Source organism: Herbaspirillum sp. C7C2 (assembly GCF_022627865.1).
Lineage (GTDB): Bacteria > Pseudomonadota > Gammaproteobacteria > Burkholderiales > Burkholderiaceae_D > Herbaspirillum > Herbaspirillum frisingense.
Genome location: NZ_JABXGI010000020.1, coordinates 38,878 through 54,427, shown reverse-complemented (window position 1 = coordinate 54,427; position 15,550 = coordinate 38,878). Strand labels below are relative to the sequence as shown.

Annotated in this window: 13 protein-coding genes; 5 read left to right on the top strand and 8 right to left on the bottom strand. The window is 64.6% G+C overall.

Annotated features, from left to right (window positions below; genetic code table 11):
* Positions 1-3: 3 nt before the first annotated feature.
* The 4 genes from HWE04_RS20005 to HWE04_RS19990 all read right to left on the bottom strand — a co-directional run bounded on the left by HWE04_RS20005 (position 4) and on the right by HWE04_RS19990 (position 4,473).
* Positions 4-1,137 carry an ABC transporter ATP-binding protein gene (locus HWE04_RS20005; protein WP_241813498.1) on the bottom strand — a complete coding sequence of 378 codons (1,134 nt, stop codon included), beginning with the start codon at positions 1,135-1,137 and terminating at the stop codon, positions 4-6.
* A 15-nt stretch (positions 1,138-1,152) separates the two neighbouring features.
* Complete coding sequence (locus HWE04_RS20000) at positions 1,153-2,007, bottom strand: carbohydrate ABC transporter permease (RefSeq protein ID WP_102662666.1); 855 nt, start codon at positions 2,005-2,007, stop codon at positions 1,153-1,155.
* Between the two features lie 72 nt (positions 2,008-2,079).
* Positions 2,080-2,994 carry a carbohydrate ABC transporter permease gene (locus tag HWE04_RS19995; protein ID WP_006461227.1) on the bottom strand — a complete coding sequence of 305 codons (915 nt, stop codon included), beginning with the start codon at positions 2,992-2,994 and terminating at the stop codon, positions 2,080-2,082.
* A gap of 186 nt (positions 2,995-3,180) precedes the next feature.
* Positions 3,181-4,473, bottom strand: coding sequence for an ABC transporter substrate-binding protein (locus HWE04_RS19990; protein WP_102662667.1), 1,293 nt, complete (start codon positions 4,471-4,473; stop codon positions 3,181-3,183).
* A gap of 412 nt (positions 4,474-4,885) precedes the next feature.
* Between HWE04_RS19990 and HWE04_RS19985 the strand changes: the two genes are divergently transcribed.
* From HWE04_RS19985 to mgrA, 4 genes are all read left to right on the top strand, one after another.
* Positions 4,886-6,280 (top strand): ABC transporter substrate-binding protein, encoded by a 1,395-nt coding sequence (locus tag HWE04_RS19985; protein WP_077234899.1) that lies wholly within the window; start codon positions 4,886-4,888, stop codon positions 6,278-6,280.
* 59 nt (positions 6,281-6,339) lie between these two features.
* The gene (locus HWE04_RS19980) at positions 6,340-7,053 is read left to right on the top strand and encodes a response regulator (protein WP_006461231.1); all 714 of its coding nucleotides are present in this window, start codon (positions 6,340-6,342) and stop codon (positions 7,051-7,053) included.
* A complete protein-coding gene (locus tag HWE04_RS19975) occupies positions 7,037-8,590 on the top strand; it encodes an ATP-binding protein (RefSeq protein WP_446719243.1) in 1,554 nt (517 codons plus the stop codon). Before HWE04_RS19980 ends, HWE04_RS19975 begins: the two co-directional genes overlap by 17 nt.
* A gap of 172 nt (positions 8,591-8,762) precedes the next feature.
* Positions 8,763-9,797, top strand: coding sequence for an L-glyceraldehyde 3-phosphate reductase (mgrA, locus tag HWE04_RS19970; RefSeq protein ID WP_241813497.1), 1,035 nt, complete (start codon positions 8,763-8,765; stop codon positions 9,795-9,797).
* A 60-nt stretch (positions 9,798-9,857) separates the two neighbouring features.
* Here the strand turns inward: mgrA and HWE04_RS19965 are convergent, their stop codons facing one another.
* Positions 9,858-10,325, bottom strand: coding sequence for a YbaN family protein (locus HWE04_RS19965; RefSeq protein ID WP_241813496.1), 468 nt, complete (start codon positions 10,323-10,325; stop codon positions 9,858-9,860).
* Between the two features lie 6 nt (positions 10,326-10,331).
* Complete coding sequence (locus HWE04_RS19960) at positions 10,332-10,922, bottom strand: biliverdin-producing heme oxygenase (protein ID WP_077234903.1); 591 nt, start codon at positions 10,920-10,922, stop codon at positions 10,332-10,334.
* Positions 10,923-11,323: 401 nt separating this feature from the next.
* Between HWE04_RS19960 and HWE04_RS19955 the strand changes: the two genes are divergently transcribed.
* The gene (locus tag HWE04_RS19955) at positions 11,324-13,114 is read left to right on the top strand and encodes a methyl-accepting chemotaxis protein (protein WP_241813495.1); all 1,791 of its coding nucleotides are present in this window, start codon (positions 11,324-11,326) and stop codon (positions 13,112-13,114) included.
* 52 nt (positions 13,115-13,166) lie between these two features.
* Here the strand turns inward: HWE04_RS19955 and HWE04_RS19950 are convergent, their stop codons facing one another.
* Both HWE04_RS19950 and HWE04_RS19945 read right to left on the bottom strand, forming a co-directional pair.
* Positions 13,167-14,624 (bottom strand): sensor histidine kinase, encoded by a 1,458-nt coding sequence (locus tag HWE04_RS19950; protein ID WP_006461237.1) that lies wholly within the window; start codon positions 14,622-14,624, stop codon positions 13,167-13,169.
* Positions 14,624-15,298 (bottom strand): response regulator, encoded by a 675-nt coding sequence (locus HWE04_RS19945; RefSeq protein WP_180669520.1) that lies wholly within the window; start codon positions 15,296-15,298, stop codon positions 14,624-14,626. The genes HWE04_RS19950 and HWE04_RS19945 overlap by 1 nt, the downstream gene beginning before the upstream one ends.
* Positions 15,299-15,550: the final 252 nt, after the last annotated feature.

Genomic DNA, 15,550 nt, shown 5'->3' with positions numbered 1-15,550 from the left:
GGTTCAGGCCTCGTCCAGGCGACGCGCCGATTGCAGGTTGCCCGGTTGACGCCGGCGCAGGGCCTCGCCCCGGGCATCGAAGAGATGGAAGGCCTGGCTCTGGACCGACAGCGCCACCTGCTCGCCGATGCGCACGCTGCGGTTGCCGTCGCCGCGCACCACGATGTCATGGCCGCCGTCCAGGCTGACGTAGAGGAAGTTGGCTTCGCCCAGGTGTTCCACCAGGTTGACTACACCGTGCAAGGGCTGGCCGTCGCCCAGGCCCTCGCGGATCTGTTCGGCACGCAGACCCAGCGTGACCGCCTCGCCGACCTGTACCCCGGTGGGGTCGACATCGGCCAGCAGTCGCAGTCCGCCAGCGATTTCCACTTGTACGCCGCGATCGTCACAGCGGGTGACCACGCCCTGGAAGAAATTCATCTTCGGTGAACCGATGAAGCCGGCCACGAACAGGTTCTGCGGCTGCTGGTACAGCTCCAGCGGCGTGCCCGCCTGCTGGATGCGGCCTTCGTGCATGACCACGATCTTGTCGCCCAGGGTCATGGCTTCCACCTGGTCGTGGGTCACGTAGACGATGGTGGCCGCCAGTTGGCGGTGCAGCTTGGCGATTTCCAGCCGGGTCTGCACCCGCAGGGCCGCGTCCAGGTTCGACAGCGGCTCGTCGAACAGGAACAGGCGCGGCTGGCGCACGATGGCGCGACCGATGGCTACGCGCTGGCGTTGCCCGCCCGAGAGCTCGCGCGGCAGGCGCTGCAGCAGGTGATCGATCTTCAGTATCGAGGCCGCATGGCGGATGCGGCGGTCGATCTCGCTCTTGCTGCTGCCGGCCACCTTCAGGCCGAAGGCCATGTTCTTGTACACGTTCATGTGCGGATACAGCGCATAGCTCTGGAAGACCATGGCGATGCCGCGCTCGGCCGGTGGCAGGTGATTGACCACCTGGCCGCCGATGGCGAGTTCGCCGCCGCTGATCTCCTCCAGCCCGCACAGCATGCGCAGCAGGGTCGATTTGCCGCAGCCGGACGGCCCGACCAGTACGCAGAATTCGCCATCGCGGATATCGAGGTTCAGCCCGGCCAGCACATCGGCGCGGCCGTCGTAGGTCTTGCGCAACTGCTTGATGTTGACGTGTGCCATGAGGTCTCCTTTGGATTATTTGACGGCGCCCGAGGTCAGGCCGCGGATCAGCTGGCGCGAGAAGGCCATGTACAGCAACAGCACCGGGATGACCGCCATCGACAGCGCGGCCAGCACCGAATTCCAGTCGGTGGCGTATTGCCCGATGAACTGCTGCACCCCCAGCGTGACGGTGCGGGTGTCTTCCCCGGGGGCGAGGATGAGCGGGAACCAGAGGTCGTTCCAGGCCGGGATCATGGTGAACACCGCCACGGTCGCGATGGCCGGGCGCAGCAGCGGCAGGATCACGCCGAAGAAGATGCCCAGCTCGCCCACGCCGTCGCAGCGCGCCGCATCCTTGAGCTCGCCCGGAATCTGGCGCATGAACTCGGACAGGATCATCACCGCCAGCGGCAATCCCTGCGCGGTATAGACCAGCACCAGGGCGGTCCGGGTGTTGATCAGGTCCAGCGCCACCACCAGCTGCAGGATGGAGACCGTGCCCAGCCGGATCGGGATCATGATGCCGACGGCGATGAAGAAGTTCAGCGCGCGGTTGCCGAAGAAACGGTACTCGGTCAGCGCCCAGGCCGCCATTGCGCCGAACAGCACGATCAGCACCAGCGCCGCCACGGTGACCACCAGGCTATTGCCGAAGTAGAGCAGGAAGTGGGTGCCGGCCAGCACCTTCTGGAAGCCGGCAAAGGTCAGCGTCTCGGCCGTGGGCAGGGCCATCGGGCCTTCGAAGATGGCGTTGCGGGTCTTGACCGAGTTGATCAGGATCAGCGCAATCGGAAACAGCGCAATCACCGCATACAGGCACAGCACCACATGTACCCAGAGATGACCGGCGGTGCCGAAGCTGCGTTGGATCAGCGTGGGTTTGCGCATGGTGTCGGGAGCGGTGGAAAGTGGGGAACGTGGGGAGGATGGGGAAGAAGCCAGCATGTCGTCATCCTCCCCTCACATCGCATAGCGTGTCAGGCGCCGCTGCACCATCACGAAATACGCGCCCACGCCACCCAGGATCACCAGGAACATCAGCGTGGCCACCGCCGCGCCCATGGTGGGGCTGCCAATCTGCGCCTGGTAGCCGAAGAAGGTGCGATAGAAGTAGGTTCCCAGCAGGTCGGAGGCGTAGTTGGGGCCGGCCAGCGCGCCCTTGACCGAGTAGATCAGGTCGAAGGCGTTGAAGTTGGCTACGAAGGTGAGGATGGTCACCAGTCCCAGGGTCGGATAGATCAGCGGCAGCTTGATCTGCCAGAAGATGCGCATGGCGCTGGCACCCTCGGCGTGGGCGGCTTCCAGTACTTCTTCGGGCACCGCCAGCAGGGCAGCGTAGATCAGCATCATGGGTATGCCCACGTACTGCCATACCGAGATCAGCGAGAGGGTCACCAGGGCGGTGGATTCCTGCCCCAGCCAGGGCGCGAACCAGTCGGCCAGGCCGACCAGGCCGAGCAGCTTTTCGCCCACGCCCCACAGCGGCGAGAGGATCAACTGCCAGATGAAGCCGATGATGACCACCGACAACAGCGTGGGCAGGAAGATCAGCGTGCGATAGGTACGCGCCCCGCGCAGGCCCTTGAGGCTGAACAGCGTCGCCAGCAGCAGGCCGATGGGGTTCTGCAGCAGCATGTGCAGGCAGAAGAACTTGACGTTGTTCCACATGGCATTCCAGAAGGCGGCCGACCAGTCGGGGTCGAACAGGATGGTGCGGTAGTTGTCCAGCCCCACGAAGCTGCGCACCCCGGCGTCATTGGCGGTATAGAAGCCCAGGCGCAGGGTGTCCAGCAGGGGCAGGGCGCTGAAGAGCGCGTAGATCAGCACGGCAGGCGCGAGCAGCACCGCCAGTTGCCAGGCGCGGATGGTTTTCATGGGTCTCCTGTTCCTGAAGGGGGAGCGCGGACATCTACTCCCGTTCGGACTGAGTAGGCCCGCGAGGGCCGTATCGAAGGCGCGCGGACGGTGCGCCCTTCGACGGGCTCAGATCAGGCTTCGATACGCGGTGTTGCCGCTACTCAGCCCGAACGGGCGGGTACTGCTTACCTCAGTGAAGCAGCCTTACTGCTGCGGCTTGTACCACTTGGCAAAGCCGGCCTGGATCTTGGCGGCTGCATCCTGCGGCGTGAGCTTGCCGTTGAGCACCTGGGCGTTGACGTTCCACATCTCGTTTTCCATGCTCGGCGTGCCACGGTTGAGGATCTGCGAATTGACGCGGATGGTGGAAGCGCAGTTCTTGCGCCAGCCCATCATCTGCTTGGCAATCGGGTCCTTCACCGAGATCAGGTGGTTCGACAGCGAGAAGAAGCCGGTGACCTTGTTGGTATAGAGATCGGCAAATTCCTGCGAGCCTAGCCAGGCCAGGAACTTGTAGGCGTCTTCCTTGTTCCTGGACTTCCTGTTGATGCCCATGCCGATGTCGTTGTGGTCGGAGATGTAGCAGGCATCGCCGTTCTTGGGCACCGGTGGCGGGAAGGCGGCGAAGTCCATCTTGCCGTTGAAGTAGGCGATATCCCAGGAGCCGGCCGGATACACCGCGCCCTTGCCCAGGGCGAACATGTTCTGGCTGTCGCTGTAGGTCTGGGCCGAGGCGCCCTTGGGCAGGTACTTGCCGAGCCTGGCTTCATACTCCCAGGCGGCCACGAATTGCGGATCGGTGAACTTGGCACGGCCGGCGATGAGCGCCTTGCGGCCTTCCTCGCCCTTCCAGTAGTTGGGGCCGATGCCGGTGAACAGCACCTGGTGCGATTCCCACTGTTCGGCCGTGCCCATCACCAGCGGCGCATACTTGCCGTTGGCCTTGACGGTATCGAGCAGCTTGAAGAACTCGGCCTCGGTCTTGGGCGGTTCCAGGTTCAGTTCCTTGAAGATCTTGGTGTTGTAGAAGAAGCCGTGGATCACCGAGGCCATTGGCATGCAGAAGGTGTCCTTCCCGTCATCGGTCTGCCAGGCGGCCTTGGCGGCCGGTGCGAAGTATTCCATGCCGGGTTTGCCGTCCAGCTTTTCCAGGTGGCCCTTGTTGTAGAGCGAGAGCGAGACATCGAAGGGGCGGCAGGCCACCAGGTCACCGGCCGTGCCGCCGGCCAGGCGCGCGGCCAGGCTGGAATCGTATTCGGTCGGGGCGGTGGGCGAGAACTTCACGGTGATGCCGGGATTGCTGCGCTGGAAGGCGGGGATCAGTACTTCCTGCCACAGCGGCAGGTCGTCCACGCGCCAGCTTTCGATGGTCAGCGTACCGGCCTGGGTGTGCGCGGCACCGAGACCGCCGGCCAGGCCCAGGGCGAGGGCGCAGGCGGCCAGCAGTGGACGGCGCGGGATGAGGGAAAAGCGACCAGGCTTTTTTTCGGTCTGCATCTTGGGTCTCCTTGGTGTTGTGGGGATCGCCGCACGCCAGCCGCGACGAAACGCCGTGACAGTAGCAGCGCCGATCATGTGATGCCAGCAACGCTGCCAGTACCCTTGGAGTATTTTTAAGTTGTTGATTTAAAAGAATAATTTAAGGATGGTCAGGATTCTTGCCATTACATATCCTTACATGGTCTGCAGCATGTGCAGGCGGTCTGGACGTCGAGGCAAGGGATGGTGATGCGCAGCATTGGCGTTGGCCTGTGGATAAGATAAGCAGAGCAAGGCTTACGTTTCTTAACAAGAGATAAACCGGCTTCATGCTTCGCAAGGCAGGATCGGGCTCCCGCCGGGGCGCATGCAAATTGCGCATTGGCATGCACCCGGCTATAGTCTCTCCCGGTTTGGAGACACGCACCCCATGATAAAAAAGAAACGGCCCGCGAATGCACGCACCGGCCCGGCCACCTGCTGGCCGGCCCTGCTGTGTCTGCTCGCGCTATGGCTGGGCTGGGGGTGGAATGGGGCGCAGGCGCAGTCGCTGCCAATGTCGAGCTCCGGCCCGGCTTCCGGCGTATCGCTATCCTCGTCATCCTCACCTTCACCGGTCCCGCCGTCCTCCGGTGGCGGCTCCCTGCAGGTGCTGCACTGGTGGACCTCGGCCAGCGAGCGCCAGGCCATCAACGTGGTGGTCAACCAGCTGGCGAAACAGGATATCCAGTGGCGCGACGTCGCCATTCCCGGCGGCGCCGGCATGGGTGCGGCCAAGGTCCTGAAGAGCATGGTGCTGGCCAACCGCGCCCCCGAAGTGACACAACTCAACGGCGTGGTCTTCGGCGAATGGGCCGACCTGGGTCTGCTGCTGGAGCTGGACAATGTGGCCGTGCAGGGCGCTTGGGAAAAGCAGATGTTCCCTACCGTCTGGTCGCTGCTCAACAACCACGGACACGTGGTGGCGGCGCCGCTGGGCATCCACCGCATCAACTCTTTGTTCTACAACACCGCCATCTTCAAGCGCTACAACCTGAGCCCGCCCAAGACCTGGGACGACTTCGACCAGATCGTCAAGAAGCTGCAGGGCAGCGGCATCACGCCGCTGGCGCAGAGCGCCGAAGCCTGGCAGCTGGCGACCCTGTTCGAGAACTTGGCGCTGGCCGAGAGCGGCCCGGCCTACTACCGGCGGCTGTTCGTGGAGATGAGCCCGGCGGCCTATCTGGATGCGCGCATGCTGCATATCCTCAAGCGCCTGCGCGGACTGTCGGCGGCGATGGCGCAGCCGGTACGCGAGCGGCCCTGGACCGAGGTGGCGCGCAGCATGGTCAGCGGCGAGGCGGCCATGCTCATCATGGGTGACTGGGCCAAGGGCGAGCTCAATGCCTGGGGCATGGAAGTGGACCAGCAGTTCGGCTGCGCCCCGGTCCCCGGCACGGGAGATTTCCACCTCTACAGTACTGACACCCTGGCCATGTTCGCCGGCAACTACGCGCACCAGGCCATGCAGGAAACGCTGGCGCGGCTGACCATGTCGCCGGCGGTGCAGTCCGAATACAATAGGATCAAGGGTTCGATCCCCGTACTGCGTGCGGCCGACCCGCACATGGACCGCTGCGCCAGGGATTCCTGGCGCGCCTTCAGCAAGGGTCCGGCCTGGCAGGCGCCCAGCCTGGTGCACCGCATGGCCACCGACGACACCACCAAGGATGCCATCGTGTCCGAGGTGCAGCGCTTCTTCCTGGACCGCAGCATCAGCGAAGAACAGACACAGAAACGACTTGCAGCGATTGCGCGCACCCTGTCGCGTAATCGCAATGATTAGGCTCATCGCATCCACGGATGTGAAATGAGTTCCAGGAAACACGGAGATGGAGCAGCAACATGACGCGCAAGATATTGATCGTCGACGATGACCAGAAGACCCGCACGCTCTTGAAGGCCTATCTGGAAAAGAACCAGTACGAGGTCCGCCTGGCCCATGATGGCGCGGCCTTCATGACCGAATTCCAGCGTTTTGCCGACGAGCTCTCGCTGGTGATCCTGGATGTGATGCTGCCGGATACCGACGGCTTCGCCCTGTGCAAGGCGGTGCGTCGCAAGTCCAATGTGCCGGTCATCATGCTCACCGCCAGTTCGGACGAGACCGACCGCGTGGTCGGACTGGAACTGGGTGCCGACGACTACATCGCCAAGCCCTACAGCCCGCGCGAGCTGCTGGCACGGATCAAGGCCATCCACCGTCGCATCGGCATCGACAGCAGTGCCGCACCGCGCTACTACCGCTTCTCGGGCTTCACGCTCGACACGGTGGAGCGCACTCTCACCGACAGTGCCGGCGCCATCGTGGCTCTGACCGGCATGGACTACCAGTTGCTGAAGTATTTCGTCGAACATCCCGGCGACGTGCTGGACCGCAACGTGCTTTGTGAAGAAACGCGCGGACGCGACGCCGGTCCGTTGGACCGCTCGCTGGACGTGCAGATCAGCAAGCTGCGCCTGCGACTGAACGATGGTGGCCGCCAGCCGCACCTGATCAAGACCGTGCGCGGTGCCGGCTATGTCTTCTCGGCCGACGTCAGTGCCGCAGCCGCCTGAGAGCGCGGCGCCGGAGACGGCGCTGACGCCTCCTGATGCAGCAGAAGAGACCCGCTCACCCAGCCTGCGCGGTCGCCTGGCCGCGCTGCTGGACTGGATGCTGCCGGATTCCCTGCTGGGCCGGCTGTCGGTGGTGATGATCTTCGGCGTGCTGGTCACGCAGGTGGCCGGCGGCCTGATCTGGGACATCCAGCTCCGCAGCAAGTCCGAGGCGGAAACCCGCGTAGCCGCGCAGCACCTGGCCCACAGCGCAGCCTCGGCGGTGCGTTACTTCATGACCCTGCCGCCCAACTACCGTCCGCTGATGATCCAGCAATTGCGCGAGATGGGCGGCACTCGCTTCTTCATCAACGCCAACAGCAGCGCGGTGCCGGTCAAGTCCATCGGCGAGAGCCGCCTGGCGAACCTGGCCATCGAGGTGACCGCGCAGACCCTGCGCGAAGACCTGCCTTTCCTGCCCGAAGCGCGGCTGGCCTTTGCCTGGCCGGACGGCCTGCCGGTGGCCAGCGATGGCCTCACCGTCAACGATCTGCCCGACAACTGGGTACAACATATCCTGCTGACCAAGCCCAACTCGGCGCCGGTGCTGGTGATCCAGATGCAGGTGGAAAGCGGGCGCTGGATCTACCTGGCCGCGCTGATGCCCAACCCCTACTTCCTCGACAGCGACAATCCGCTCTGGCTGGACCGGCTGGTGCTGCAGGGCCTGTCGCTGGCGGCGATCCTGCTGCTGACCATCCTGGTGGTGCGCTGGACCACGCGCCCGCTGGCCGCGCTGGCCGACGCCGCCGAAGCCTTCGGCAAGGGCGAGACCGTGCCCAGCCTGCCCGGCACCGGCAGCCGTGAATACGTCAAGACTGCGCGCGCCTTCTCCGGCATGCGCGAACGCATCAAGCGCTATCTCGAAGACCGCGAGCGTCTGTTCGTCTCCATCTCGCACGACCTGCGCACCCCCATCACGCGACTGAAACTGCGCACCGAACTCATGGACGACGACGCCATGCGCACCGATTTCCATGACGACCTCGACGAGCTGGACATGATGGTCAAGGGCGCCCTGCAATCGGTGAAGGACAGCGACATCCACGAGAACCGCACCGAGGTCCGCCTCGATGCGCTGGTGCTGCGCATGATCCGCGACGCCCGGCTGGCCGGCCACGAGATCGCCTTCACGCCCTCCGGCATCAATGTCATGGCCAAGCCGCTGGCCCTGAAGCGCGCCATCGGCAACCTGTTCGACAATGCCCTGTACTACGGCCAGAAGGTCGAGATCAGCATTCGTCCCTCGGCCGGTGCCGACGGCGACCTGGTCGAGATCGAGATCCGCGACCACGGCCCCGGCGTGCCGGAAGACGCCATGCGCACCCTGTTCCAGCCCTATGTGCGCCTGGAGCATGGCCGTGCCCAGAACAGCGGTGGCATGGGGCTGGGCCTGGGCATCTCGCGCAACATCGTGCAGGCCCATGGTGGTGAACTGCTGCTGCGCAACCATCCGGAAGGCGGCCTTGCCGCCACCATCATCCTGCCGGCCCGCTGATCGGTCGGCGCGAAGGCGGGAACGGGCCGGTAGATTGATCAGTCAGACAGATCAATTGCATCGAAATATTGCATTTAATGAATAAGCGACGGAAGCGTAGACTTCTGCGCACCACCACTCAGGAAGTGGTCATCCCCTCAATCCCTACAGTGGAACTTCCCCAAGGAGACTCATGAGCTATATCGCCGAACCCTCCCGCTACGATGGCCGCATGCCCTATCGCCGCACCGGTCGCAGCGGCCTGCTGCTGCCCGCCGTGTCGCTGGGCCTGTGGCAGAACTTCGGTGGCGTCGACAACTTCGAGACCGGCCGCGCCGTATTGCGTCGCGCCTTCGACCGAGGCGTTACCCACTTCGACCTGGCCAACAACTACGGCCCGCCGGCCGGTTCCGCCGAAGAGAACTTCGGCCGCTACATGGCCAAGGATTTCGCCCCCTATCGCGACGAACTGGTCATCTCCAGCAAGGCCGGCTGGCAGATGTGGCCCGGCCCGTATGGCGGTCCCAGCGGCGCGCGCAAGCACTTGATCGCCAGTTGCGAACAGAGCCTCAAGCGCATGGGCCTGGATTACGTGGACATCTTCTATTCGCACCGGGTCGATGCCGACACCCCGCTGGAAGAGACCATGGGCGCGCTGGCCCACCTGCATCGCCAGGGCAAGGCGCTGTATGTGGGCATTTCTTCCTATTCACCCGAACTGACCCGCAAGGCCGCCGCCATCCTCAAGAGCGAGGGGGTGCCGCTGCTGATCCACCAGCCCAACTATTCCATGCTCAACCGCAGTATCGAACAGGGGCTGTTGCCGGCGCTGGAAGAGCTGGGCGTGGGCTGCATCGGCTTCTCGCCGCTGGCACAGGGCCTGTTGACCTCCAAGTACCTGGCCGGCGTGCCGGAAGGCGCGCGCGTCACGCGTGCGCCCTCGCTGCCGCAGCGCATGCTGTCGGAAGACAACCTGGCGCGCATCCGTGCCTTGAACGAGATCGCCAGCCAGCGCGGCCAGACCCTGGCGCAGATGGCCATCGCCTGGGTGCTGCGCGATGTCCGCGTGACCTCGGCACTGATCGGTGCGCGCACCGTGGAGCAGCTGGATGATTCGCTGGATGCCGTGAAGAAGCTGGATTTCAGCGCCGATGAACTGGCCCGCATCGACACCCATGCCACCGATGGCGATGTCGATCTGTGGAAGGTGTCGTCGTCCATTACCTGAGCCCGGCCTGCAAGGGTGCGATCCAGGAAGCCTGTGCCGTCATCGCGGCACGGGCTTTTTTCATGAGCGCTCGCCGGGCTCGGCGTCTTCTGTGCGTTCCGGGCGCGACCACATCCAGGCCGCGCCCAGGGCCATGCCCAGCGTGGCCAGCACGATCACCCAGTGGCGCTTGACCGTAAAGAGCATGATCACCAGACACAGGCTCATCATCAGCGAGGCGCTGATCTTGGCGCGCCGCGCCACCACGCGGCCATGGCGCCAGTTGTGGATCATCGGGCCGAACAGGCGGTGCTGTTCCAGCCAGCGCTGCAGCCGCGGCGAACCACGGCCGGCGGCCCAGGCCGAGAGCAGCACGAACTCGGTGGTGGGGATGCCGGGGATGAAGAGGGCGATGATGCCGAGGCCCAGGCTGGCATAGGCCAGCAGCAGCCATAGCCAGCGCGTGCGCGGTGGCGCCAGCGAGCTGGCGTTGGGGGAGTGTTCTTCAGGAGCGGCGTCCTGCCGCGGATCCGGAGCCGGATGGTCCACGTTGCCTCAATCCAGCGCGAAATGGCGCCTGAGCAGCACGCCGAAACGTTCGAAGGCCGCCGTCGCGCCGGCCACCACGGCATCCTGCTCGGCCGTTGTCAGCTCGCTGGCATCGAGAAAGCCAACGAAGCGACGCCAGGCCAGCGCCCGGCCTTCCGGATAGGCCGCCAGGTGGCGTGCGCCGAAGTGTTCGGACAGGCCCAGCTTGTCCTGGACCTCCTTCAACAGGAAGGCCGCGCCCAGGGTCGATCCTTCCGACACGTAGAGCCAGCCCCAGGCTTGCGGCATCCTCACCGAGGCCGTGGCGATGGTCACCTCACCCGGAGCTGCCTGCAGGTCGGCCAGATCGGCCAGTGCCGCTGCTTCTCGACCACGTACCTGCAGATCGGGCAGGGCGGCCTGCAGTCCGGGGTCATCGAAGAGATGTTCGACGTCGCGCTGGAAATGATATTGCGCCGCCACAAAGCGGCTGTAGTGCAGGCGATCGGAAAAAGGCTGCGCCCTTTCCATGAGCGCGTGCATCTGCTGGTGCAGATCGGCGGTCTCGGACTTCAGGCGCACCGACAGTGGTGCGGGGTGGGGAGTGACTGGATTCATCGATGGTCAGGACTGGTCAGGCGCGGCACAGGGAGGAGTGGCTGGCGGACCCGGCCTGGCAGGGCGGAGAAGGCTGACGGCAACGCGCATTCTAACCCAAAGCGCCAGCGCGGCTGCGGGGCGACGGCCGGGGCGGGCGAGCAACGCTCAAGTAACGCGGGAAACTGCCGTTGACAAGCAACGCGCCGCAATTTATACCGATTGCATCGCACATGACCGGTCTCCGCTCTCGCCAATGGCGGCCGATCGATTGTCCTCAGGTAACAGATTGCCCGCGACCGAGCCGGTTGCTCGAAGGCGACACCCACAGGACCGCGACTGCAGACGCGCGCGGGTCCGGACTGGCAGCATGGTCCGGGCTTCTCTTGCATCTCTTCAATGCGACGAATGGGGGTCGACCAATGAAATTCAAGGATATCAAGATCAGCGTGCGCCTGGCCGCATGCTTTGCCATATTGATCGGCGTCATGTGCCTGATCACCGGCGTAGGCATGCAAAGCCTCAACAGCATCAGCAAGGCCTCCCGGATGGTGGTGGAGGACCGCTATGTGAAGATTTCGCTGGTGATGGAAATCCGCGAGAACGTCAACTCGGCTGCCCGCAACCTGCGTAATGCCTTGCTGGCGCGCAATCCCGAGGAAGCCACCCGCTACCTCGATCGCGGTGCGGCCAACTCCGCCAAGACCACCCAGGCGCTGGCCGATGTCGACAAGATGGTGAACACCGCGCGTGGCAAGGAATTGATGAAATCCATCAATGATGCACGCGCCGCCTACAACACCCCACGCGACAAGCTGCGTGAACTGATCCGCCAGCAGAAGAAGGAGGAGGCCACCGAGGTCCTCTTCACAGAAGTGATACCGGCGCAGGATCACTACTTCGAGGTGCTCAACGAATTCGCCGTCTTCCAGAAATCCCTGATGGATGAGAGTGTCATCGAGGGGCAGAACACCACCAACTCGGCCATCGCCCTGATGCTGGAACTCTCGGGCGTGGCCATCATCCTGTGCGTGATCGCCGCCTGGCTGGTGACCCGTTCCATCACGCGGCCCCTGAACGAGGCGGTCAACGTCGCCAGCGCCGTGGCCCAGGGCGACCTGACCGTGCAGATCGCCGATACCAGCAAGGATGAAACCGGGATGCTGTTGGCCTCGCTCAAGACCATGAACCAGAACCTGCATCGCATCGTCAGCGAGGTCCGCACCGGCACCGACACCATCAATACCGCTTCTTCCGAGATCGCCACCGGCAACCTGGACCTCTCCTCCCGCACCGAGGAACAGGCCGGTGCGCTGGAAGAGACCGCCTCGGCCATGGAAGAACTGACGTCCACCGTCAAGCAGAACGCCGACAATGCGCGCCAGGCCAACCAGTTGGCCGCGACAGCCTCGGAGGTCGCCGTGCAGGGCGGCAGCGTGGTCGGCCAGGTGGTGCAGACCATGGGCGAGATCAATGACGCATCCCGCAAGATCGTGGACATCATCAGCGTGATCGACGGCATCGCCTTCCAGACCAATATCCTGGCCTTGAATGCGGCGGTGGAAGCGGCCCGGGCCGGCGAGCAGGGACGCGGCTTTGCGGTGGTGGCCTCCGAAGTGCGTACCCTGGCCCAGCGCAGCGCCTCGGCGGCCAAGGAAATCAAGGCCCTCATCGATGATTCGGTGGCCCGCGTGGACAACGGCAGCCGGTTGGTGGAACAGGCTGGCAGTACCATGAGCGAGGTAGTGGCCAGTGTCAGGCGGGTGACCGATGTGGTGGCCGAGATTTCGGCGGCCAGCCATGAGCAGAGCGATGGTATCGAACAGATCAATCAGGCCATCGTGCAGATGGATGAAGTGACCCAGCAGAACGCCGCGCTGGTGGAGCAGGCCGCCGCCGCCGCGCAATCGCTGCAGGAGCAGTCGGTCCGCCTGAGCGAAACGGTGGGTGTCTTCAAGCTCAGCAGCAACGATGCCCCGCGCGCGCAAGCCGCACGCAAGCCGCTTGCGCCGCGGCCTGCGACGACCGCCCGCCCGGCGGCCAAAACAGGGCAGGCAGCAGCACCGGCTGCGACATCGCCCGCCGCGGCAACTGCGGCAACTGCGACACCTCCTGCCTTGCCGGCGGCCAGCACCAAGGCCATCAACAAGGCCAGTGCCAAGGCCGGCAGCAAGGCCGTGACTGCCGACGACGGGGATTGGGAACAGTTCTGAGAGGTATCGCTATGCCAACGGCTCCTGCGCCTGTGCGGCCAGGAGCCACGGCTCAGGTCCGCAACTCCACCACGCCCGGAAACGCGATCCGTACCACCAGCCCGTTGCCCCGCAACGGAGTCGCCAGTGTGACGCTGGCGCGGTGCATGGCCGCAATCTCGCGCACGATGGACAGCCCCAGGCCGGTACCGCCGGGATTGACGTGCTGGGTCGCGCCGGCACGGTAGAAGGGTTCGAACACGCGCTCACGCTCGGCCTCGGCAATGCCGGGGCCGTCGTCTTCCACTTCCAGCAGCGCACCGGTGGGCTGCCCCGCTGCACTGGCGGCCCGCACGCGCAGGATGACGTGACCGCCTGGCGGGGTGTAGCGGATCGCATTGTCCAGCAGGTTCACCATCAATTCATGCAACAGCAGGGCATTGGCCTGGATGCCGATGTCGCCCTCTTCCTCGAAGGCCAGGGCGATGTCACGCAGCACCGCCTGCTGTGACAGTTCCAGCGCCACCTGGCGCGCCGCATCGGTGAGCGAGACGCGCATGGTGCCGCCTTCGGCCGCGCCATGTTCGGCACGCGCCAGGGTCAGCAGGCGATTGGCCAGATGCACGGCCGAGTCGGTGGTGCGCGCCATGCCCTCGACCAGATCGCGCAGTTCGCCGGCATCGAGGCGCTCACGACGCAGTTCGCGCAGGGTCAGTTCGGATTGCGTCTTCAAGACCGTCAAGGGCGTGCGCAACTGGTGCGAGGCATCGGCGATGAAGCGCCGTTGTGCGCTGATGAGCGCCTGCAGCCGGCCCATGTAGCCATTCATGGCCTGTACCAGCGGACGCATTTCCTTGTGCACCAGCGCCGGATCGAAGCCGGACAGGTCGGTTGGCGCGCGTGACTCCACCTCCCCCTTCAACTGCATCACCGGCCGCAGCACGAAACGCACCGCGAACCACACCAGCAGCGCGGCCACCGATACCAGCGTGCCTTGCCGCCAGAGCGTGTCGAACAGGATCTTGCGCGTCATGCCGTTGCGTCCCTCCATGGTCTCGCCGACCTGGATCAGGGCGATGCCGCGCATGCTGTCGTCATACACCGGCTGCAGCAGGGCGGCGATGCGGATCGGTTGCTCGTGGTAGTCCGCCTGGTAGAACCGCACCAGGGCCGGATAGACTTCCGAGCGCTTGACATTGGCCGGCACCGGCGGCAGGTCGTCGTAGCCCGACACCAGCTCACCCTTCAAGCCGGTGACCTTGTAATAGATGCGGCCCAGGTTGTCGGTCTCGAAACTGTCCAGCGCCACATAGGGCACATCGGCCGTGACGTGACCATCGACGATGGAAACCCGCTCGGCCAGTGCCCGGGTCGAGGCCAGCAGTGAACGGTCGTAGGCCAGGTCGGCCACTTCCAGCGCGTTGTAGTAGACCGAGACCGCATCCACCGCCACCAGCAGCGTCAACGGGATCAGCAACCAGCGCACCAGCTGGCTGCGCAGGTTGCCCAGGCGCCGGATCGCGGTTGCCATCACACTGCCTGCAACAGATAGCCCAGGCCGCGCAGGGTGGTGATGCCGACCTTGCCGGCGCCATCGCGTTCGAGCTTCTTGCGCAGGCGGTGGATATAGATCTCGATGGCATCCACGCTGGCATTGTCGTCCAGCGAAAACACCTGCTGGAACAGTTTTTCCTTGGGGACGGTATGCCCATGGCGCACGATCAGCGCTTCCAGCACGGCATGCTCACGGGGCGTGAGCGCCAGCAGTTCGCCGCCATAGGTAAAGGTGCGCGAGACCGTGTCGAAGCTGAGCGCGCCACAGGTGACGGTGACTGCTTCATGGCTCTGCGAGCGGCGCAGCAGGGCCTTCACGCGGGCTTCCAGTTCTTCCAGTTCGAAGGGTTTGGCCAGGTAGTCGTCGGCGCCCATGTTGAGGCCGCTGACGCGGTCAGCCAGGCCGCCGCGTGCGGTCAGGATCAGCACCGGGGTGCGACTGCCACGGGCGCGCATGCGCTTCAGGACTTCCAGTCCGTCCATGCGCGGCAGGGTCAGGTCCAGGATCACCAGCGCATAGTCCTGCGTCAACAGCAGGCTGTCGGCATCGGCGCCGTTATGGGCGCATTCCACGGTCAGGTGGGCGTCGCGCATGGCCTTGGCCAGCCAGCGGGAAAGTTCGATATGGTCTTCGACCAGCAGGATGCGCATGATGCTGCCTTTTTATTGATGTAGGTCCGGTGCGGCTTGTCTCCAGCGCGGATGCTAACAGAAGGCCGTCGCCCTTTGAAATGGCCGGCGCAGCAATTGCGGAAAACGCGTAGCCGCCATTGTGGAGAGAAAGCCGCATTGCAGGCTTTACTGAAAGCCGGCTGAAAGGCTTTTCTTGTACGATGCGCCCATATCAAAAAAGATCATGCAGGAGACACATCATGACCGCCCTGTCCGTCGGCCCTGCCGACA